The organism is Bacillus silvicola, from assembly GCF_050524305.1.
GTDB classification, from domain to species: domain Bacteria; phylum Bacillota; class Bacilli; order Bacillales; family Bacillaceae_G; genus Bacillus_A; species Bacillus_A cereus_AT.
This window is the reverse complement of sequence record NZ_JBNGVC010000012.1, coordinates 41,654-62,787: the sequence shown is the minus strand read 5'-3', so window position 1 is coordinate 62,787 and position 21,134 is coordinate 41,654. Positions and strand designations below refer to the sequence as shown.

Genomic DNA, 21,134 nt, shown 5'->3' with positions numbered 1-21,134 from the left:
GAAAATATGAAAACAGTATTATTAACAGGATTTGATCCGTTCGGCGGAGAAAGCATCAACCCAGCTTGGGAAGTAGCAAAAAGTTTGCATGAAAAAACAATTGGAGAGTACAAGATTATTAGTAAACAAGTACCAACTGTATTTCATAAATCAATAAAAGTTTTAAAAGAATATATAGAAGAACTAAATCCTGAAATGATTATATGTATCGGACAAGCTGGGGGCAGACCAGATATTACGATAGAGCGTGTCGCAATTAATATTGATGATGCAAGAATTGCTGACAATGAAGGGAATCAGCCGGTAGATGTACCAGTTGTAGAAGAAGGACCGGCTGCCTATTGGTCTACGCTTCCGATGAAAGCAATCGTAAAAAGACTTCAAGAAGAAGGCATACCAGCTTCCGTTTCACAAACGGCAGGTACATTCGTTTGTAATCATATCTTTTATGGCCTTATGCATGAACTGGAGAAACATGATCAGAAAATAAAAGGCGGGTTTGTTCATATTCCATTTTTACCAGAACAAGCGAGCAATTATCCAGGGCAACCGAGTATGTCACTTTCTACTATTAGTAAAGGGATAGAATTGGCAGTTGAGGTAACGACGACGGTTGAGGTGGATATCGTGGAAATTGGGGGTACAACGCATTAAATAAAACGAATCGGATAACACCTCCTGTAAACAACTGATATAATAAGTATAGCAATATACATAGAGGTGATTTTTGTGCAACAATTTGAAGAAGTACGTTCAATTTTAGAACAAGCGAAGAAAATTACAGTGTTAACAGGTGCTGGTGCAAGTACGGAAAGTGGTATCCCAGATTTTCGTTCAGCAAATGGATTGTATGCTGATGCGAATGTGGAGATGTATTTATCAAGGGGATACTATAACAGAAGTCCGAAAGAGTTTTGGAAGCATTATAAAGAAATATTTCAAATTAATACGTTTCATCAATATAAACCAAATCGTGGACATCGCTTTTTAGCTGAATTAGAAGAACAAGGGAAAGATATTACGATTTTAACGCAAAATATTGACGGTTTACATCAATTAAGTGGTAGTAAACATGTCATTGATTTACATGGAACACTTCAAACAGCACATTGTCCGAAGTGTAAAGCGGGATATGATTTACAATATATGATTGATCATGAAGTACCGCGCTGCGGGAAGTGTAATTTCATTTTAAATCCAGACGTTGTTTTATACGGAGATACATTGCCGCAATATCAAAATGCGATTAAACGTTTATATGAAACAGATGTACTTATCGTTATGGGAACGTCATTAAAAGTGCAACCTGTCGCTTCGTTCCCAGAAATCGCCAAAAGAGAAATAGGGGCAACAACCATTTTAGTAAATGAAGAACGAACAGGACAAGAATATAACTTTAATTATGTTTTTCAACAAAAGATTGGTGAATTTGCCCAAGGGCTATCTTCGATTAAATAAGTTTTTGTTTTCGTAAAGAAACTGAGGTGAATGATGTCCACCTCAGTTTTTTGTATCCATTATATTCATGTAATTACGTATTAAGGGAATGGTAATAAATAGGGTGCAAAATACAAAAACTGAAAATTAAATCTTTTCTTTCCTTTGTAACTAATATAAAATTCTATATATATCATATAAATAAATTTGATACATAATGATTTTGCGCAGAAATGTTAATAGAATGAAGCGAGGGAGCAAAATGAGACAGAAAAAGGAGAAGCAGAAACAGTCGAAAAAGAAAAAGACTCATATTCCGTTTCGGTTAAATGTACTATTTTTTATCGTTTTTCTTTTATTTTCAGCTATTATTATTCAATTAGGTAAAGTACAAATTATTGACGGAGAAACGTATCGAAATGAAGTGAATAAAAAGGAAGATGTAACAGTGAGTACTCCAGTTCCGAGAGGGAAGATGTTTGATCGGGAAGGGAAAGTTATTGTAAATAATAAACCGTTACGAACAGTTACATATACGAAAATGAAAGGAGTGGACTCAAAAGAGGTTTTAATAGTGGCAAGAAATTTAGCAAAGCTAATTGAAATGCCACAAGAAGATATGGACAAGTTAACAGAGACAGATAAAAAAGATTTTTGGATGCAGTTAAACGAAAAGCGTGCAGCAACAAAAGTAACGAAAGAAGATGAGAGTAAATTTAGGAAACAGGAGATTGAAGGAAAAGAATTAGATAAAAAAGTAGAAGAGTTGAGACGAGAAAGAATTACACAAGAAGAACTAAACGAGCTTTCGAAAGAGGATATAGAAGTACTAGCAATTAAAAGCAAAATGAATGCGGGATATAAAATGACGCCACAAATCGTCAAAAAAGATGTAAGTCAAAATGAATATGCAGTAGTGAGTGAAAGACTATCGATTTTGCCAGGCGTAGATACGACTGTGGATTGGGAGCGCGAATACCCAAATGACAAAATACTACGTTCTGTACTTGGTAGTGTTTCGAGTGAGAATGAAGGATTACCAAGGGAACAATTAGACTACTATTTAGTACGAGATTATAACCGAAATGATCGTATTGGTAAGAGTTACATCGAAAAACAATACGAAGATGTGTTGCATGGAACGAAAGAACAGTCTAAAAATATTACTGATAGAGCTGGAAATATTATTCGGACTGAAAAAGTGACACAAGGAAAAAGTGGAAATAATTTAATGTTAACAGTTGATATGGATTTACAGAAAAAGGTGGAGGAAAGTCTTGAAAGGAATTTAAGGGCATTCCATTCTTCTGAACCTATGATGGATCGTGCATTCGTCGTTATGATGAATCCGAAAAATGGTCAAATTCTATCATTAGCAGGCAAGAAAATTGTAAATAAAGATGGCGGTATGCAAATAGAAGACTACGCTTTAGGAACGATGATAAGCTCTTATGAGTTAGGGTCGACGGTGAAAGGAGCTACGTTATTAGCTGGATATCAAGCAGGCGCGATTAAGCCATATACGCATTTCTTTGATGCACCAATGTACTTTAAAGGAAGTTCGAAGCCGAAGAAATCTTGGAAAGACTTTGGAGATATTGATGATTTAAGAGCTTTGCAAGTTTCATCGAACGTATATATGTTTAATACAGCTTTAAAAATGGCAGGTATTGATTATGTACCAAACAACCCGTTAGATGTTAAACAAGAAACATTCAATAAAATGCGCTATTACTTTAGACAATTTGGTTTAGGTGTGCCAACTGGTATTGACTTGCCAAATGAATCGATTGGTCAAATGGGTAGAACTGATAATATACCTGGTTTTTTACTTGATTATGCGATTGGACAATATGATACATATACACCGTTGCAGCTTGCTCAATATATCTCAACGATTGCAAATGGTGGTTACCGAATGAAACCACAAATTGTACAAGAAATTAGAGAGCAACCAAATAGACCAGAGGAAGCCGGAAAAGTTATGCAATCGATGGAACCAGTCGTGTTAAATCGAGTGGATATGGATCTTTCATATATAAATCATGTGAAAGAAGGATTTAGAAGGGTGTTCCAAGAGTTAGATGGGACCGGTACTGGAACTTTTAAAGGATTACCTTATAAACCGGCTGGAAAAACAGGAACAGCAGAGACAGTGTACGGTGGAGAGAGTGATATTGGAAGAGATGAAAACAACTATCGAAAAAAATGTTATAATTTAACTCTCGCCGGGTATGCACCATATGACGCTGATCCGGAAGTCGCTTTTTCTGTTGTTGTGCCATGGGTGAATAATGATAAATCAGGTATTAATTCTGCAATTGGTAAAGAGATTTTGGATGCGTATTTTGATTTAAAAGCGCAGCGATCGGGTGTAAGTCTAGTCCCAGTAGCACAACAGCCGAGTACGGCACAGTAAAATGAAATTCAAATTGTAGTATATCACTGCGCAAATGAACAGGTGCAGTGATATATTTTTGAATTGAAAAGTGTTTTGATAAGGTGGGAATAGATATGAAAGAGGAGATTAAGAGAGGTTGGGGAAAATACATACTATTTATATTTGTTATGGTAGTAACGTACCAGTCTTTTACTTTATGTAAGGTGGAAGGAAAATCGATGCAGCCGACTTTACATGAAGAAGACTACGTATTTGTAAATAAAGCTGCTGTACATTTTTCTAGCTTACAGCACGGAGAAATTGTCATTATTAAGGAAGAGGATGAGTCGAAATATTATGTGAAACGCGTAATAGGACTTCCTGGTGACATAATTAACATAACGAATGGAACTGTATACGTAAATGACAAAAAGCAAGATGAACCTTATATAAATAAAGATTTATATAACAATACACAAGTGTTTTACAATTTTCAAAAGACAAAGATTCCGCCAAATAAGTTATTTGTAATGGGAGACAATCGTGAACAAAGTAAGGATAGTCGAAATGGTTTAGGTTATATTGAAGAAGATAATATAATAGGAAAAGTGGAATTTGTGTACTATCCTTTTTCGAAAATGAAAATACTAGACTAGTTTAGTCTATATAAGTTGAATTAAAAGATTACAATCGAATGCATAATCGATCGATCACTTTTTCAGGTGTGCGATTTAATTCCTGAATAAAAGCCTGTACATTTTTTTGAATTTCATAAATCGATGAATAAAAAACATTATGAATGATGTCTGATTTGAGCCATTTCCATACCCCTTCAATTAAATTTAAATCGGGACTGTAGGGAGGTAAAAACACTAATTCTAAGCGATGACAGTGTTTCCTTAAAAGTGGTTGGATGAGCTTCGCATGATGAATACGCGCATTATCTAGAATAAGAGCTATTTTCCCGTTGGGATACAGTTCAAGTACATGCTGAAGAAAACGAAGAAATGCTTCGGCATCATACCGCTCCTCTTCTACACAAACTAACTCACCGGTTTCATAATTAAGTGTACCAATAAGTTTAACACCTTGGTGTTTCCCATAAGTAGGAATACTGCGTTGTTTTCCTTTTAAAAACCATGTATGCTGCAGTGCTTGGTAATCGCGGATCATGGACTCATCTTGAAACAGAAGATGGTCAATCTCCTCGTTTAAAAGTTTTTTTTTATAGGCGGGGAAGGTAACTTCCCTAAACTCTTGTTGTTTCACCGGGTCTGCTTTCGCTAATGTATACGTCGGTTTTGTGTAACTAAGCCCTAAATCATGTAAAAGTCGAGACACCCCGCGAAGTGTGTAACTTACGTTCCATTCTCTTTTAATGAAAGAAGCGATAATGGATAAAGTCCAATTATGTTTAGCTGGAAATCCAACATCCACGGGTAGATGAGATGCACTCACTTGAACTAACTCCTGTTCTTGTTCAGGGGCTAATTTACGTGGTGCTCCTGTTGATTGTCCCATGAGTAAGCCATGCAATCCTTTTTCTTTGTAAGCATTCACATAATTATAGATTGTTTTTTCAGAACGACCAATCATGTTCATTATTTCTTTTATAGAAAAGCCTTGTACATAGAAATAGATCGTTTGATAACGTTCATACATTCGTTTCGTTTTAGTCGTTTTCATTGCTACAAGTAGGCTTTCTTTTTCGTTTTGGTGTACATGTGTCATTTTGCTCCGCTCCATTTGTCAATATATGTTACTTATTATATTTCGACAAACAGTAGCTGTAACCTTTTAATTCAACTTATATAGTTATTTTATTTTCTTCAAAAAACCATTCGGATTAAATGATATGAAAAATTTATGCTTTGTCTCATCTATTATGAAATTATTATTTTTTGTTAAAAATTCTTCCACAGCTTCCATCGGACCAGGGCCCCAATCAGGAAGAATAGGATTTCCGTTAATACATGTATCCTCGACGATCATGTAGCTACCAGTAGTTACAATTGATTTATATAATTGCAATTCTTTTAATACATGTTCTTTACTATGATCGGAATCTAAAATAACTAAAGTAACATCGTCAGGTTTTCGCATACTTAAAATAGTTTGGACAGCACTTACAGAAACAGAAGAAGCTGTTAAATACGTAATCCGATTATGTGATGGGCGATTTGGTTGCGGCATTATATCAATAGTAAGAACGTGACCTTTTCCTATTAAATCTAGAATAGAAGCTAAATAAAGTGCGCTACCACCGTGGAAAGTCCCACATTCAATAATTAAATCCGGTTGTAAGTCGTAAATAATTTCTTGATATAAGAAAAGGTCAGAGGGAAGTTTGCAAATGGGAACACCGATCCAGTTTGTACCGTTTGGCCATACATTGCTATCATAAAAGCGTTTTAAAAATTCATTTCCTATGTTATCGATGTTGAATTCTCCTTTCTCAAAAGGATTCTTTCGTTTGACGTAAAGTTTTTACGTATGAAAGTTGTACTGTATATTATGTGAGGTGCTTACATGCGTGAAAAATACAATTTAGATTTAAAAAAGTTGGGAAACAGAAAGGAAATGATGGTATGTATAAATACACAATATGTTTCATTAGAAAAGGGGATAACATACTTCTATTAAATAGAAACAAAAAGCCGACAATGGGAATGTGGAATGGTGTCGGAGGAAAAATAGAGGATAATGAAACACCATATGAAGGTGTAATTAGAGAAACGTTTGAGGAAACGGGTATAGAGCTGCAAAGTGTAACGTATAAGGGGAATGTCATTTTTAAAGAAAAGGATGAGCCTCGTGGTAGTGAGGGCATGTATGTATTCCTTGCTGATTTGCCAGGTGGAGAGCATATGGATACACCATTAAGTACGGATGAAGGTATATTAGAATGGAAGTCAATTGATTGGATATTAGATGGTGATAATAGAGGTGTAGTTAGCAATTTGCAAAGATATTTACCAAGAGTATTAAAAGAAGAAAACAATTTAGAGCATACATTCACATATGATAATCGGAATATTATTGATTACACAACTACACTTTTGACAGAAGATGATACGAAAAAACGAAATGAAAAATATCTCGTTTCTCAATAAGAGAAGAAACGTTAAAATACGAAGAGAAAGCCAAATTCTTTATGGGAATTTGGCTTTTTACAAGGAATGCTAATTCCAATTTCACTCTTCATAATTTGCTTTAATAATAAAGCGGTGTTGCTTCACATCGAAATATCCCTTTTGTAAGATAATTTCATGTATGCGATACAATTCCTCGGTATAGCTATCTACTATAAAATCAGGAATTTGCCACGGAATTGCTTTTAAGTAATAAACAACAGCACCGACATCATAAAAACGCTGAAGAGGGAACTCTTCCTTCGCATCTAAAATAGTAAATCCATTCTCCCTTAGTTCATTACATGCCATTTTGAGTGACCAACTTGAAAATTCGCTATTCAGTGGTGTGCCAAACTGCTCATTAAGTTCCGCACAATCAAGACCACCGACTTGTTGAGTAAGGAATATCCCATTTGTAGAAAGAATTCTTTTCACCTCAGAAGCAGAATAGGATTCATGTTGATTGACAATTAAATCAAACTGACTATCTTGAAATGGTAAAGCAGTATCATCAGTAACTTCTACGATTGTAACTCCTAAAGGTTCTAATTTCTTTCGAGCAATTGGTACATTTGGTGCGTAGCCTTCAGTCGCATAAATAGTTGACGGGAACGGTTGTAACATAGATAAAAACTCTCCGCCGCCAGTTCCCATATCTAGCATTGATTTTGCACGTTGCATAAGCTGGAAGGCTGTGCTACCGTACGACCATGATAAAGGCTCGCTATTCATACGGCCAGTTTCTGAAATGAAAGAAAAATCCCAGCCACTAAAGTTTGTCTTTGCACTTTCTAATAATGCCGAAAATAATGAATCACGTTTCATATTATGTCCTCCTATTTCGTTAATGAATGATATAGTAAGAAAAGAGAAAGGGAGGACCTCTTATTAAAATGAAGCGGTTTTACGTTTCGTGTTCAAATAGATTCATACAAATTCGCTCCTTGCGAGAATAGTTATTTATATATTCGAGATAACCAAGAGGAAATCCTTTGAAATTATAAGGGAAGGCAGTTGTTTAATGAAAAATTGGATGGAATTTACAGACGGAGAGTATGACCAAATATGGGATAGGATATATAGTGAGCTTGAGTTTTTACCAAGTGTTTCTATATTCCCATCATTTAAGGTGCCAAGTCCTTTTATAACATATGATATTTCTCATTACTTTGGAGAATCGATAGATTTAAATGTATATGACGATCTGGAAGAAAAAGCATTACTAGTTTTAAAAGAGAATACAGTATCGAATGAATATATAATGGCACTTGATTGGCAACATGAGTGTTACTGGGTAAATCCACATTTAAAGTTCGATAGAAATGAATTTGATGAGTGGACAATCCCGATTTTTCCAAATGGAGATTACTACTTCTTTATTCAGAAGGACTTTAAGTGGGGGTATTTAGGTCATCCTTGGGAGAAGAGTATAACGATATTTGGAAAAGAATTAATAGAGAGCTTTGAACAAAGTAAGCCGGAAATGTTTCAAAATATTTTAAGGCAGGGATAATGTTTTAAAGAGAAAAAACACTTATACTTCATTTTTGAAGCATAAGTGTTTTTGTTTAAAATACTTAAAAAGAAAAATCATTTGGTAAAGTACCATTTTTTATCACCGTTCTTAACCCATGTTTTATAATCCAAGGGTTAACAGGAAGTTTGTTATCGCGTAATTGTTGTAACCATTGAAAAACGAGTTCTTTATCTTCTTTTGTAATATCGTTAATATGATTGGCTACTGATTTTTGGACATATTTAGAAGTGTCATTCATTAATAGCTCAAGAAGCTTTAAATTATTTCTAAAGTCACCTTTCAGAGCTCCAATTTTTTTAGCCCAAGGAAGCCTCGGTCTTGTACCTTCGGAAACTAATCTCCTAATGTGGCTGTTTTCGTCATGAATCCACTGTTGTAATATGTCTAGTGTGTCTTCATGATATTTTTCAAGAAAAGGCCGAATGGCATATTCAGCAGTATTCCTTTTTGTTATTTCATACATTGCGTTGAAAGAGGATTCAAAATCGTTAAGCCCATATTTTTCAACGTATTTTGCAATAGGCATGTACATATAACCATTTGTAAATGTGCCTACTTCTGTTGTGTTTTCTGGCCCCAATGTTTTCAGTAATATATGTATTGCTTCATTAAAATCTTTTTGTAATGCATAGTGTAATTCATCTGCTATTACTTCTATACGTTGTTTCAACTCTAAATTTTCAACTTTACTCGTTACAGAATCTACAAAGTTTTTCTTAGAGAAATTAGGAGCATGTTTAGAAATAGAATCAGCCATTTTTTCTGCTAATTCTTTGTTGAATAAAAATTTTAACGGAACATATTTACCCATTTTTTCACCCCATTGGTCAGATAAAAACAATGTTTATTTTTTAATCGACAATCCATACACCAAAGTCTCACTAGGAGTCGTAATACTAAAACCTGTCGTTTTATAATCAAGTTTCACAGTATCACCAGTGTAATCTGTCGTGAATGAATCCATTTGTACGATAAGATGTGCATCTTCATATACAACATCATCCGCATTATATGTATCCCAAATTAAATCGACATCAACGAAAATGCTACAAGAGTTTGTCATCGTCCCTCTAATGCGAATAATCTTTTTGTCTTCACGTTCTAATCTATGTATAGCAGCTTTTGCTTCATCAGTAATACGAATGTTCATGTAATCCCAACCTTTATGTATATTTCCTCTATTATCGCAAAAACAGTGGCGATAGGGAAGGGAGATGAATTGCAATAAAAAACGAGCAAACAAATTTGTTTGCTCGTTTTATTTTATTTTAGTTCACATTTATCAAGTGGAATTACTTTCGTTTTCTTAGTAAATTTATATCCTAACCACAGTACTAAGAAGAGTGGTAAACCGATGTAAGAAACGAGTACACCGTTCCAATCAATAGATGCTCCCATAAATGCTCCGTAGTTTTGTCCTAAAATAACGATAACACAAAGTGTAAATGCAAAGATTGGACCGAACGGGAACCATTTTGCTCTATACGGTAAATCTTTTAAATCTTTCCCTTGTGCAACATAAGCTTTTCGGAAACGGTAATGACTAATAGCAATTCCTACCCAAGCAATAAATCCTGACATCCCAGAAGCATTTAATAACCAAATGTATACAACACCGTCACCGTATAAAGAAGCGATGAAAGCAATGCTACCAACAACTGATGTTGCGATTAATGCGTTAACAGGTACACCACGGCTATCTAATTTGCCTAAGAACTTTGGTGCTTTTCCTTGACGAGCTAAATCCCAAAGCATACGAGTTGATGCATACATTCCAGAGTTACCAGCAGAAAGTACTGCAGTTAAAATAACAGCGTTCATAACAGAAGCAGCGAAGGCAACGCCCGCTTTTTCAAATACTAGTGTAAATGGACTTACTGTTACATCACTTGCTGCAAGGCTATCAGTCGTATAAGGAATTAATAAACCGATAACGAGAATTGCTAAAATATAGAATAATATAATGCGCCAAAAGATAGAACGAATTGCTTTTGGAATATTGCGTTCTGGATCAGCAGTTTCACCAGCAGCCACTCCTAATAATTCAGTTCCTTGGAATGAGAAACCAGCAGCCATAAATACACCGATAATTGCCATGATACCGCCATTAAATGGTGCATCTGCAACAGTGAAGTTTTTAAAACCGACAGCTTCGCCGCCCATAATTCCAAAAATCATCATAAAGCCGACAATTAAAAAGATAATAATAGTAACTACTTTAATAAGTGCGAACCAATATTCAGATTCACCAAAACCTTTAACAGATAAATAGTTTAAGAGAAAAATAATAGCTAAGCAAAGTCCACTCCAAATAAGAGAAGGGGTATCTGGGAACCAAAATTTCATAATTAATGTTACGGCCGCTAGTTCAGCAGCGATCGTAATCGCCCAGTTATACCAATAGTTCCATCCAAGTGCAAAACCAAGTGATGGATCAACAAATTTTGTTGCATAAGTGCTAAAAGAGCCAGTAACAGGCATGTAAGCTGCGAGTTCTGCTAAGCTTGTCATTAAAAAATAAACCATAATTCCAATTGCGGCATATGCGACTAATGCACCGCCAGGACCAGCTGAATGGATAACACCACCACTGGCAAGAAATAATCCGGTACCGATTGTACCACCGAGAGAAATCATCGTAAGGTGACGAGATTTTAATCCGCGTTTTAATTCACCTTGTCCTTGTGTAGTTTGCTTTTTAGAGGTAGCTTGATTCGTTGCGCTATTCATGTTCAACACTCCTTTTCTAGTAAGATAGGAAGGAGCGGGGGAGAAAAATACAAAAAACCGCCAAAAGAATTAGGCGGAACGTTTCACAAATAACCACCCCCATCATACCCTTCCGTTAAGATAGCACCCCACGTCTACACGGTAATTTTGTAAACGTGACAGTTCTGTTCCTTTCGGAGACAGCCCCAGCTCATATTTCCAGAGATGAAATATAAACTTCGGCAACTTTTCCTTTCAAACGGAGTCGGTGACATTCTCTGTGTCTCGGCCGTTATACTCTTAAAAGTTGCAACCTCTACCTCATCGGATTGATGAGGATTTATTTATTGCTATGATTTTTAATATATGGCAATTGTAATGATTTTCTGAATATATTGCAAGGAATTTTGTTAGGAAAAGTCAAAAAATATCGGTTATTGTATAGGAAACGCTTGCAAAACTCCACCCGAACCTACTGTTATGTAACAATAAATAAAGAAAAAAATTGTTATACAAATGTTTCGCAAAAAATAATGAAAAACCCTTTAAAAGTGAAAGAAAATTCAGAAAATATAATTCGACATAACTATTAAAGGTGATTACTTCATTTATTTTGTTTCAAAGAAAAAACATATGTGTAAATCAAAAGAGTGAATATTCTTTCTTTTTGTGGTAAAATCGAAATACTGTTTAATTAAAAAGGGGACATCGTTATGAAATTAGAAACGGAAAGATTACATATTATCCCGTGTACGGAAGAATGGGTTCAAATTGCGAAGAATCAAGGATACAATAGCGGCCCGCATATTTCAGGGCATGTAGAAAGTGTAAAACAAGACGAAGCTTTATTACCTTGGGGCGCGTGGTATGTCATTCGGAAAGAAGATAAAATCGTACTAGGGGATATAGGGTTTAAAGGGAAACCAAACGAGGAACATACGGTAGAAATTGGTTACGGATTTATTGAGAAATATTGGAATAAAGGGTATGCAACAGAAGCTGTTAGTGAATTAATAAAGTGGGCTTTTCAAACAGGAGAAGTGGAAACGATTATAGCTGAAACACTCTTTGAAAACCATAGCTCCATTCGTGTATTAGAGAAATTACATATGAAAAGAGTGAATAGTACTGAAACGATGATAAATTGGAAGATTGAAAAATAAAAAATACCGCTCGAAGTAAATCGGGCGGTATTTTTATTAATTATGGTAGCATTTGTTTTTGATCTTTCGGATAGCTGGCTGTCGATACGTTAGAACGATTGGAATGATTACGGACAGCAATGAAAAGTGAAATAATAACGACAAGACCAACTGCAACGTAAGAAAGTGAAATAATAGTTGGATCCACTTTAAATGTAGTAAGCAGTGTGCGAATATTCGTGAAGATAATAAGACCACCAACTAATACACCAAGTAAATGGGGTGGAACGATGCGGACTAGCCATGCAGCAATTGGAGCTGCGACAATACCGCCAAGCATTAACGAAAATACCCAAACCCAGCTTACTTGTTCCCAGCCAAGTGAGATGAAGAAGCCGATTGTTGCAGCGAGTGAAACAGGAAATTCACTCGTATCTACAGATCCAATAACTTTTCTAGCTTCATTTCCTCTTGCTAGAAGAACGGGTGTCGTAATCGGCCCCCAACCACCGCCACCAGTTGAATCAACGAATCCAGCGAATAAACCAAGCGGCACAAGTTGTTTTGCAGACATACGCTTATTTGAAGTGACAATTTGTTTTTGAATGATGAATCGTAATAAAATATAAACCCCTAAAGTGAATAAAAATATTGAAATGTACGGTTTGATTACATCTCCAGGCAAATTACTTAAAAAACATGCCCCAACAAATGCGCCGATTGCCCCAGGTAATGTAAGCCTGGAAACTGTATATTTATCAACGTTTCCAAATTTGATATGAGATGCGCCGGAAGCTGCAGTTGTAACGACTTCAGCTAAATGAACCGATGCGGAAGCTACAGCTGGTGCAATACCAAACATTAATAATAGTGAAGTAGACGTTACCCCATACGCCATTCCAAGTGCTCCATCGATCAATTGAGCGAAAAATCCAATAATAGCAAAGACAATTAATTTCTGCATAAATAATCCCCCTGTAATAATAAATGAAAAAGACACTTTTCCCGTATGAGAAAAGTGCCTTTGGTTTTTCCAATCAGCAATAATTAAATTTGTTTCATTATAATACATATTAATCGTATAAATCAACTAGGTTTTAAAGTTTTTGAATTGAATGAAAGAAAAATAAAATATACAATAAAAGGATGGAGAGAAAGGGGAGAGAGACATGTTACGATTTGATCATCTTGTTCACGCAGTTCATGGTACACCGGAGGAAGCGGCAAAACAAATGCAGGAACTTGGATTTCATACTGTATTAGGCGGAGAGCATACTACTTGGGGTACTTGGAATAGTTTAAGTTATTTTGATTTATCATACATAGAATTTCTGGCAGTTCAACATGAAGAAAAAGTGAAAGAAGCAGAAAATCCATTAGTACAAGAAACAGTGGTGAAACTACAAAATGGAGAAGGAATGCTACAAATCGCAATCCGAACAGATGAAATTGAGGAACTCGCAGTTAATTTTAGTAAACACGGCTTACATACGATAGGGCCATTTGAAGGGAAACGCATGAGAAAAGATGGCCGACTTTTAGAATGGAAAATGTTATTTGTTAAGCAAGAAGAGAACGGACCGAAATTACCTTTCTTTATACAGTGGAATGAAACGGACGAAGAAAGAAGAAATGATTTACGTAACATTGGAACGATCACGGAACATAAAAATAAAGTACAACAAATTGAAACGATTCATTACGCGGTGAAAAATGTTCGAGAAACGGTACGGAAATGGAAAGAAGTAATGGGACTATCTACAAGCTCAGTTGTGAAAAATGAAAAATGGAATGCTGAGTGTCAAAGTGTAGTGTTTGGAGATATTCATGTGCAGTTTTGTGAACCGATTGGGGAAGGGCTAGTTCAAGATCGCCTGAAGAACCAGGGCGAATATCCATTTGCAGTGGAGTTTAAAGGAGAAAAGAAACGAGAGTATGAAGTGTTAGGTAGTTTGTACGTATATTGATAGAGGTGAGTGTGTGGAAGAGATATTAACAGAGATAGAAAGAAAACTAGAGTGGTCACGTATTGTAAAATGTACAGCTATTACAAAAGGGTTTTCAAATGAAGAGAAATATAAAGTTGAATTAGAGAATCGAGAAACGTATTTTGTCAAAGTGTGTGATTCTGCTAATTTTGAACGAAAACAAGAAGAATATATGTATATGAAACAATTAGAGTTATTATATATTCCAACGCCGAAGTTAATTCATTTCATAAAACTTGAGGGATTAAATAAATGTGTTCAAATATTTGAATGGACCCAAGGTGTAAATGGAGAAGAAAGTTTAGGTAAGTTATCGGTGAAAGAGCAATATGCTGCGGGGAAAAGAGCTGGAGAAGTTTTAAAGAGAATTCATGCAATAGAAAAAGAGAATGTCATTGATTCGTGGGAAACGTTTCGGTGGAACAAGTACGAGAGATACTTGAAGGCATTAGCAGACTTTGAGGTAGACTTTCTTGATATGAAGCCAGTATCAACCTTTGTAGAGGATCATAAAGACTTATTGAAAAATCGTCCTATCACATTTTTACACGATGATTACCACCCAGCAAATAGTATGATTCATAATAATGAATTTATCGTTATCGATTTTAGTGGGTATGATTTTGGCGATCCAATACACGATTTTTATAACGTAGCGATTTTTACTACAAGAATAAGCAAACCATTTGCTGTTGGACAAGTTCACGGTTATTACGGAGGCGATCCGTCACTCCACTTTTGGAAACTGTATTCATTATATGCAGCGATGACATTCCCAGCGGATATCGTATGGACAAACCGAAGTACGCCACATTTAGTAGATGATATGAAAGAGAGATTAAACCGAATTATAGAAGATCATAATCATTTTTCATCCTATATTCCAAAATGGTATCAATCACAACATGAGGATATAATAAACAATAAGTAATGGAGGGATTTATGTGGATAAAATAGCGATAATTTCAGATATACATGGTAATATTCCGGCTCTAGAATCTGTACTACAAGATATTAAATTGAGAGGAATCGAACGCATTATTTGTCTTGGAGATCTAGTCGGAAAAGGACCTCATTCTAGTGAAGTGATTGAAATCATTCGTAAAGAATGTGAAGTAGTAGTAATGGGAAACTGGGATGATTTTATTACAAAACCGACTGAATTTGAAGCGTTAAAATGGCATCAAAAACAATTAACGGAAGAACAAAATGATTATTTAAGAAGCTTACCATTTTCAATCGAATTTTTTATGAGCGGCAAACTCATTCGTATGTTCCACGCTTCACCAAGAAGTTTATATGAAAGAATTCAACCACACGCTTCAAGAGAAGAGCGTGTTAGTATGTTCGAAAATAGTGATCTCACAGAGAATATAGAAGGGGAAAGAAAACCAGATGTCGTTTGCTACGGTGATGTTCACCAAGCGTTCGTTCAAAATTTTAGAGGCAAAACGTTATGTAATGCTGGTAGTGTTGGAAATCCTCTTGAAATTACACAAGCTTCCTATTTAATCTTTGAAGGGATTTACAATGACAAAGAAGCAGCGAGCTTTTCCATCCAATTCGTACGAGTACCGTATGATATTGAATTAGCTATCAGGCTAGCAGAAGAACTCGATATGCCAGACATCGAAGAATACAAACAAGAGTTACGAACTGCTTTATATCGAGGGTTTAAGGGGAAGTAAGGAGTATGTAAAGCAATAAAAATAAATCAACGTTTTGACAAATAATATCGACTTACCTACAAATAGTGACCAAACATATTTACTATAATTGTATTATGTGAACTGGATTAGGGAGGGAATATAATGAGTCGCCAAAAACGAATGAAAGAAATCGCTGATCATATTTTAACGTTAAATTTAACGCATCCAATAAGAGTTGGAGTAAGCGGTATTACAGCTTCGGGAAAAACAACATTTGCAAAAGAACTAGCGGAAGAAATAAAAAAACGAGGATTACCAGTAACACGCGCCAGCATTGACGATTTTCATAATCCGAGAGTGATTCGCTATACACAAGGCAAAGAATCAGCAAGAGGGTATTACGAAGATGCACACGATTATACAGCTTTTAAAGAAAGGTTATTAAAGCCTTTAGGACCTAACGGGAATTTACAGTATGAAATGATTTCTCATAACTTAATAACGGATATGCATGTACATAATGAGCCGCTAGTGGCGCCGCCAAATATGGTGCTAATAGTAGATGGAACATTTCTATTGAAAAAAGACGTTGAGCATTTATTTGATTACAAAATCTTTGTAGATACAGATTTTGAGATTGCGAGAAAACGTGGTGCGAAGCGGGAGACTAAGGCTTTTGGAAGTTATAAAGAAGCAGAGAAAATGTTTATAAACAGATATCATGCGGCTTGTAAGATGTATATAGATGAGCATAATCCGAAAGAATGTGCGAATGTTATATTTCAGAATAGTAATTTTGATGATCCGGTAGTTGTATTTAAAGGAATTTAAAATCGTTTATATAGCAAAAAGTTGGTGAAAGGGGATGTGTTGGGTGGATAAAAAAGATAATCCGAACGATTGGCCTGTATGGGCGAATGAGTTAGTAGAGATAGTTAATGCAAATCCTGATTGGCAAGATAAAGGCCGATATGAGGAACAGCAACTTGATGAACTGCTTACTCCTCTCGGTATAAGCAAAGTAATACATATAGGCAGTACATCCATACCTGGTTTACCTGCAAAACCTATCATTGATCTAATGGCTGAAACAGAATCATTTGATAGAGTGCTCGATATTTCAGCAAAATTGGCTATATATGATTGGCATTATGTAGGCCCGGAATTAGATGGAAGACCTTGGAGAAGGTTCTTTGTGAAAGTTAAGAATAATAGGCGTGTAGCTCATCTGCATTTGATGATTAAAGGAACTGAACGATGGGAGCAACAACTTTCATTTCGTAACCGCTTACTAGAAAATCCACAATTAGTTTATGATTATTCGAATCTAAAGCAAGAGTTAGCTAAAAGGTTTAACCAAGATAGAGAAGCATACACAAAAGCTAAAACCGAATTTATTAAACAAGTTCTAAAATGATTCGAATTTTGATTGTAACTACGTTTGAATACATATGAAAAAACATACTTTATTTTATAACCTAAACTTACATGAAATGCATGTAAACAAAGTGAGAAGCTTTGGTGCTCCAATGTATTTCCTTTTATTTCTCGGGAGAAATTTTATATAATTGAATCAAGTTCATAGAAAGATAGGGACTAAAACTATATTAAAAGTCAACTTGATTTTATGAGGAACATTACAGGGGATAAGGCGAAAATAAGTTAAAAAACGTAAAAAGGGGACAGGGAATATAATGACAGAAGTACTAGAACTAAAAGAAGAATTACAACAAATTAAAAATAATAATTATGCTGTGCCAGAAGATGTAGATGCATATCCATATGCACAGTGGATGCTAGATTATATCGGATCACCTGATGCTGAATTACGTGATGATTTGATATATAGTACGCTTCACACATGGATTACAAATGATGTATTTAGACAAAAAGAATTACGAGGATTAATGTTACAAGCGATTAGTCCTGATTATTTATTTTATAAAATTGGTGAAAAGGGAACAGACTCGGTTTTTAAACGTGCGTTCTCCGTTTTGATTCCACCACTTATTTTATCTGTCCATGAAAGAGAACCGTTGTTATCTGAAGAACAACTGTACAGTGTGGCAGAACAAGTGCTGGAATATGTTTATTTAGAAGAAGATGTAAGAGGTTACATAGAAGGAAAAGGTTGGGCACACTCTACTGCACATGCAGCAGATGCACTAGATGCTTTAGCACGTACAATACAAAATCGTGAGTTTTCATATGCAATACTAGCTGCTGTTCGTCAAAAGGTTCGTTTAAATGACTACGTATACATACACTTTGAGGATGAGAGATTAGTAACGCCAATTATGTCGTTACGTAACCAAAATCTTTTAACTGAAGAAGAGTGGAGCAACTGGTTACATAGTATAGCAATTGTTGAAGACATCCGACATCCTCAGCATGCTATTTTAATACAAAATATTAGAGCTTTCTTAAGAAGTTTATATTTCAGAGTTTTAGAGACAGAGGGTAGCACAGCCTTTACAGATGATATAGTGGAGACTTTGAAGAAATTGCGTAGGTATTAAAGAAGTCTTCGGATTAGAATATATGATTCAATACTTATAATAAATGAAAATACATTATGTTAAAGTACATAAAACTAATGCCTCCCAACCATACTAATAAAATGTTTTGGAGGTGAGTTTATTGGATAAAAAAGACTTTCAAAAAGTTTATAATGAATACTTACATCAAGGGGAAGAACAAGCCCATTTGGAAGTAGCTCAGGAAGTCGATTCAGGAGTAGAACAAATTGTTGCTGTTCGTAAAAATGATGATGGGGATTTGATTGCTTTTAAAACAAGTAGTGGAAGAGAGTTAGATTATATTACTGCTCTTAGTGAAGCAAAATCAGGGAAGTTAGCTCATGTGGACGTATTTCATAAGTATGGTAGAGATATTATACGTAGTGAACCAGATGGTATAAAAGAGAATAACTTAGATAATTTACCTTCATTTTAAACGGGTAAACTTCAAGAAGAGAATGTTTATTTGGATATTCTCTTCTTTTTTATTAAGCTTTCCCTACAAATAGAAGGTTCATTTTTAAAGTGCGATCATACTTTTAAAGAGCTCTCTAAACTTCTCTTTATCTTCTGCTGTAAATGGTTTTGGACCTTTGGTGCGCTTGCCGCTTTTTCGAACCATTGCACTTAAATAACGTGTTTGTAATAGTTGGTCAATGTTTTCATTCGTATACTTATAGCCTTTATGGTGTAGAACGATACAGCCTTTTGCTAAAGCGAGTGAGGCAAGACCGTAATCTTGCGTTACGATTAAATCTTCTTTTTTTGCTAACTGCATAATCCGGTAATCCGCAGCATCTGCTCCAGAATCAACATAAATTGTTTCCACACCTGCTGGCTGCTTAGCATTAGAATAATGAGAGAAGCTAGTAACGAGGGTAACAGGGATTTCAGCATTCGTAGCTTCAAAAATAATCACATCTTTTACAGGACAAGCATCTGCATCAACATAAATTTTCATTTTTATCACTCCTATAAAGTGAAACTTTAATCAGTGGGGGTGTTCATCTCCACTGATTATTAGTTGAACCAATCGGGCGTTTACGGGCAGCCCGACTCCCACCCAACTTCTTTGTTCCAGCTGAATTTTCAGGTGGGAGTTTTATTGCCCACAAATAGCGGGATAAATAGGTTCGAGTTGATAATAATGGTAGATTTGACTTTTGTCAAACGAGGAAGCTCTATCTAAAGCTATTTTTCACAAACTAAAATAGCCTCACGCAAACGAGAAATCCCTTCCTCAATTTGATCAATATTCACCTTTCCATAAGATAAACGAATATAACCATCTTTCGCGCCAAAAATACTGCCGGGCATAAAGGCGATTTCTTGTTTTAAGCTTTGCATAATAAGTTGTTTTTCGTTTATCGGTTCTTTTAATTTTCCCCATATGTATATACCACCAGTAGGATTGGAAAAAGAGATTTTGTCGCGAAGTTGTTCGTTTAAAGCACGGACGATGATGTCTCTTTTTTCTGCTAGTTGTTTTCGTAACGGTACAATATGCGAGTGAAATGGTACGGTTTCAAAAAATTGTTGCATAAGCCACTGCGGGAATATGCTCATTCCTAATTCCATTTGGTGCCGTGCATCTGATAATCGCTCTACGACAGACTGCGGGGCGACAAGCCAGCCAACTCGTAACCCTGGCGCAATCATTTTTGATAAGGAATGTACATAAATGACCGTTCCATTTTCATCAATTGATTTTAAAGTAGGACAAGGTTGCCTATTTTCTAAATTAAGTAAACTGGACGGGTCATCTTCAACAATCGCAATTCGTAAGTCTGCGCAAAGTGATAACAGTTTTTTTCTACGGTTTGGATGAAGCATTGTTCCCGTAGGGTTTTGGAAATTTGGATTTAAAAAGATCATTTTAATACGATGCTTTCTATATAACTCTTGTACATCATCCGGATTAATACCATGCTCATCGACAGGTAATGGGAAAATACGGATACCTGCTGATTGGAATAGAGGTAAGGAATAACAGTGCGATGGACTTTCGAAAGCGACCGCATCACCTGGATTTAATAAACATTGTACGATAAGGTGAAGTGCTTGTTGAGCGCCGGATGTAATCATAATCGACTGTTCGGTCGCTTCGATTTTTAAATAATCTTTCATATATTTTACTACCGCTTGTCTTAGCGGGAGATACCCTTGCGGATGATCGTAACTTAATGACTGTGTTAACGGTTGTTCTCGTAAAATCGTTTGTAGTTGATCATGAGGATAGAGGTTACAACCGAGCTCTCCGTTTGCGAAGTCAATGATGTTTTCATTTTGTTGTACTTCTGCCCGAATATGACGAAGTAACGGTAAGTTTGGTAAAAAAGTACCACCTTCTACGAAACCTCTCCAGTTGGGTGTTAATGTCGGAGAAACGCCCCACATATGTGTACTAACACGTGTACCTTTACCGGTCGTACTTTCTACAATTCCCATTGCGCGAAGTTCATTATAAGCAGTCGTTACCGTACTTCGGTTTACATTTAACTGCGTAGCTAATTTTCGTTCTGAAGGGAGGAAGCTACCTGGGGGAAGCTCTCCGTATGTAATACGTCTTTCAATAAAGTCAACAACTTGCTGATAAATTGGGATTTTACTGTCGTTATCTAGCTTCCATTCCATACAAA

The 21,134-nt window shown here is 35.7% G+C and carries 23 protein-coding genes and 1 riboswitch; of the genes, 14 read left to right on the top strand and 9 right to left on the bottom strand.

Translation table 11 applies throughout. From position 1 onward, the window contains the following. The first annotated feature begins 6 nt into the window (after positions 1-6). The 4 genes from pcp to lepB all read left to right on the top strand — a co-directional run bounded on the left by pcp (position 7) and on the right by lepB (position 4,473). Complete coding sequence (gene pcp / locus ACP6L7_RS12200; protein WP_097830234.1) at positions 7-654, top strand: pyroglutamyl-peptidase I; 648 nt, start codon at positions 7-9, stop codon at positions 652-654. Between the two features lie 75 nt (positions 655-729). Continuing rightward, entirely contained in the window at positions 730-1,458 is a 729-nt protein-coding gene (locus ACP6L7_RS12195; RefSeq protein WP_141533433.1) for an NAD-dependent protein deacylase, read from the top strand. Positions 1,459-1,681: 223 nt separating this feature from the next. Beyond that, entirely contained in the window at positions 1,682-3,856 is a 2,175-nt protein-coding gene (locus tag ACP6L7_RS12190) for a peptidoglycan D,D-transpeptidase FtsI family protein (RefSeq protein ID WP_170961031.1), read from the top strand. A 95-nt stretch (positions 3,857-3,951) separates the two neighbouring features. Next, positions 3,952-4,473, top strand: a complete 522-nt coding sequence (gene lepB / locus ACP6L7_RS12185) for a signal peptidase I (protein WP_097830231.1) — start codon at positions 3,952-3,954, stop codon at positions 4,471-4,473. 28 nt (positions 4,474-4,501) lie between these two features. Here the strand turns inward: lepB and ACP6L7_RS12180 are convergent, their stop codons facing one another. Both ACP6L7_RS12180 and ACP6L7_RS12175 read right to left on the bottom strand, forming a co-directional pair. Further along, complete coding sequence (locus ACP6L7_RS12180; RefSeq protein WP_430529145.1) at positions 4,502-5,548, bottom strand: IS630 family transposase; 1,047 nt, start codon at positions 5,546-5,548, stop codon at positions 4,502-4,504. An 84-nt stretch (positions 5,549-5,632) separates the two neighbouring features. After that, positions 5,633-6,256, bottom strand: a complete 624-nt coding sequence (locus tag ACP6L7_RS12175; protein ID WP_097830230.1) for a cephalosporin hydroxylase family protein — start codon at positions 6,254-6,256, stop codon at positions 5,633-5,635. 149 nt (positions 6,257-6,405) lie between these two features. Between ACP6L7_RS12175 and ACP6L7_RS12170 the strand changes: the two genes are divergently transcribed. Continuing rightward, positions 6,406-6,930: an NUDIX hydrolase gene (locus tag ACP6L7_RS12170; protein WP_097830229.1), complete on the top strand. Its 525-nt coding sequence runs from the start codon at positions 6,406-6,408 to the stop codon at positions 6,928-6,930. Between the two features lie 81 nt (positions 6,931-7,011). Here ACP6L7_RS12170 and ACP6L7_RS12165 read toward each other — a convergent pair whose 3' ends face one another. Beyond that, positions 7,012-7,776: a class I SAM-dependent methyltransferase gene (locus ACP6L7_RS12165; protein WP_097830228.1), complete on the bottom strand. Its 765-nt coding sequence runs from the start codon at positions 7,774-7,776 to the stop codon at positions 7,012-7,014. A 196-nt stretch (positions 7,777-7,972) separates the two neighbouring features. Between ACP6L7_RS12165 and ACP6L7_RS12160 the strand changes: the two genes are divergently transcribed. Continuing rightward, on the top strand, positions 7,973-8,464 hold the full coding sequence (locus ACP6L7_RS12160; RefSeq protein WP_097830227.1) for a DUF2716 domain-containing protein: 492 nt from the start codon (positions 7,973-7,975) through the stop codon (positions 8,462-8,464). Between the two features lie 64 nt (positions 8,465-8,528). On the opposite strand, the gene ACP6L7_RS12155 is transcribed toward ACP6L7_RS12160, so the two are convergent. From ACP6L7_RS12155 to ACP6L7_RS12145, 3 genes are all read right to left on the bottom strand, one after another. Then, positions 8,529-9,299 (bottom strand): DNA alkylation repair protein, encoded by a 771-nt coding sequence (locus ACP6L7_RS12155; RefSeq protein ID WP_097830226.1) that lies wholly within the window; start codon positions 9,297-9,299, stop codon positions 8,529-8,531. Between the two features lie 33 nt (positions 9,300-9,332). Next, on the bottom strand, positions 9,333-9,638 hold the full coding sequence (locus tag ACP6L7_RS12150) for an iron-sulfur cluster biosynthesis family protein (RefSeq protein WP_071746442.1): 306 nt from the start codon (positions 9,636-9,638) through the stop codon (positions 9,333-9,335). 113 nt (positions 9,639-9,751) lie between these two features. Continuing rightward, complete coding sequence (locus ACP6L7_RS12145) at positions 9,752-11,218, bottom strand: amino acid permease (protein ID WP_097830224.1); 1,467 nt, start codon at positions 11,216-11,218, stop codon at positions 9,752-9,754. A gap of 113 nt (positions 11,219-11,331) precedes the next feature. Beyond that, positions 11,332-11,524, bottom strand: a riboswitch (Lysine riboswitch). 386 nt (positions 11,525-11,910) lie between these two features. Here ACP6L7_RS12145 and ACP6L7_RS12140 point away from each other — a divergent pair. Continuing rightward, positions 11,911-12,360, top strand: a complete 450-nt coding sequence (locus ACP6L7_RS12140) for a GNAT family N-acetyltransferase (RefSeq protein ID WP_097830223.1) — start codon at positions 11,911-11,913, stop codon at positions 12,358-12,360. Between the two features lie 40 nt (positions 12,361-12,400). On the opposite strand, the gene ACP6L7_RS12135 is transcribed toward ACP6L7_RS12140, so the two are convergent. Then, the gene (locus ACP6L7_RS12135) at positions 12,401-13,303 is read right to left on the bottom strand and encodes a sulfite exporter TauE/SafE family protein (RefSeq protein ID WP_097830222.1); all 903 of its coding nucleotides are present in this window, start codon (positions 13,301-13,303) and stop codon (positions 12,401-12,403) included. A gap of 205 nt (positions 13,304-13,508) precedes the next feature. Between ACP6L7_RS12135 and ACP6L7_RS12130 the strand changes: the two genes are divergently transcribed. The 7 genes from ACP6L7_RS12130 (at position 13,509) to ACP6L7_RS12100 (ending at position 18,931) form a co-directional block, all read left to right on the top strand. Then, positions 13,509-14,306, top strand: coding sequence for a VOC family protein (locus ACP6L7_RS12130; protein ID WP_097830221.1), 798 nt, complete (start codon positions 13,509-13,511; stop codon positions 14,304-14,306). A gap of 13 nt (positions 14,307-14,319) precedes the next feature. Then, complete coding sequence (locus ACP6L7_RS12125) at positions 14,320-15,258, top strand: aminoglycoside phosphotransferase family protein (RefSeq protein WP_097830220.1); 939 nt, start codon at positions 14,320-14,322, stop codon at positions 15,256-15,258. Positions 15,259-15,271: 13 nt separating this feature from the next. Then, positions 15,272-16,015 carry a metallophosphoesterase family protein gene (locus tag ACP6L7_RS12120; RefSeq protein ID WP_097830219.1) on the top strand — a complete coding sequence of 248 codons (744 nt, stop codon included), beginning with the start codon at positions 15,272-15,274 and terminating at the stop codon, positions 16,013-16,015. 123 nt (positions 16,016-16,138) lie between these two features. Continuing rightward, entirely contained in the window at positions 16,139-16,807 is a 669-nt protein-coding gene (locus ACP6L7_RS12115; RefSeq protein WP_097830218.1) for a nucleoside/nucleotide kinase family protein, read from the top strand. Positions 16,808-16,850: 43 nt separating this feature from the next. Continuing rightward, a complete protein-coding gene (locus tag ACP6L7_RS12110) occupies positions 16,851-17,393 on the top strand; it encodes a GrpB family protein (RefSeq protein ID WP_430529414.1) in 543 nt (180 codons plus the stop codon). A 277-nt stretch (positions 17,394-17,670) separates the two neighbouring features. Further along, complete coding sequence (locus ACP6L7_RS12105) at positions 17,671-18,495, top strand: DUF2785 domain-containing protein (RefSeq protein ID WP_097830217.1); 825 nt, start codon at positions 17,671-17,673, stop codon at positions 18,493-18,495. 121 nt (positions 18,496-18,616) lie between these two features. Further along, positions 18,617-18,931, top strand: coding sequence for a DUF3892 domain-containing protein (locus tag ACP6L7_RS12100; RefSeq protein WP_097830216.1), 315 nt, complete (start codon positions 18,617-18,619; stop codon positions 18,929-18,931). 84 nt (positions 18,932-19,015) lie between these two features. On the opposite strand, the gene ACP6L7_RS12095 is transcribed toward ACP6L7_RS12100, so the two are convergent. Both ACP6L7_RS12095 and pdxR read right to left on the bottom strand, forming a co-directional pair. Continuing rightward, the gene (locus ACP6L7_RS12095; RefSeq protein WP_097830215.1) at positions 19,016-19,456 is read right to left on the bottom strand and encodes a YaiI/YqxD family protein; all 441 of its coding nucleotides are present in this window, start codon (positions 19,454-19,456) and stop codon (positions 19,016-19,018) included. A 230-nt stretch (positions 19,457-19,686) separates the two neighbouring features. Continuing rightward, on the bottom strand, positions 19,687-21,129 hold the full coding sequence (gene pdxR, locus ACP6L7_RS12090; protein ID WP_097830214.1) for a MocR-like pyridoxine biosynthesis transcription factor PdxR: 1,443 nt from the start codon (positions 21,127-21,129) through the stop codon (positions 19,687-19,689). Positions 21,130-21,134 lie beyond the last annotated feature (5 nt).